Source organism: Enterobacter cloacae complex sp.6700776, from assembly GCF_048284255.1.
In the GTDB taxonomy this organism is placed as follows: domain Bacteria; phylum Pseudomonadota; class Gammaproteobacteria; order Enterobacterales; family Enterobacteriaceae; genus Enterobacter; species Enterobacter intestinihominis.
The window spans coordinates 1-331 of sequence record NZ_JBLVYK010000113.1 but is presented as its reverse complement, the minus strand read 5'-3'; the positions used below and the strand labels follow the sequence as shown (position 1 = coordinate 331).

The 331-nt window shown below is 59.8% G+C and carries 1 protein-coding gene; it reads right to left on the bottom strand.

Features of this window, described 5'->3' with window-relative positions; genetic code table 11:
• Window positions 1-331: radical SAM protein (locus ACNQ0T_RS23460; protein ID WP_417930409.1), on the bottom strand; the 331-nt coding region annotated here is incomplete at both ends.

The following is a 331-nucleotide window of genomic DNA, read 5'->3' as shown; positions in this document are numbered from 1 at the left end:
GAAAATATACGTTCTCGTGGGCTGTGAGATGTGGAGGAGAGACAGTCCACTACCTGCTCCAGCGTCTGCAGACAATGCCCCTGGCTCTCTCCGGGCAGACCGACGATCAGATGCGCACAGACTTTCAGCCCCCGCTCTCGCGCCAGGCGCGCGGTACGCTGATAACAGGCGAAATCGTGTCCACGGTTAATGCGATGCAGGGTCTTGTCATGAGCAGTTTGCAGCCCCAGCTCCAGCCATACCTCATACCCTTGCTGATGGTATTCACTCAGCAGGTCAAGGACCGCCTGCGGAACGCAGTCCGGGCGGGTGCCGACGCACAGGCCAACGA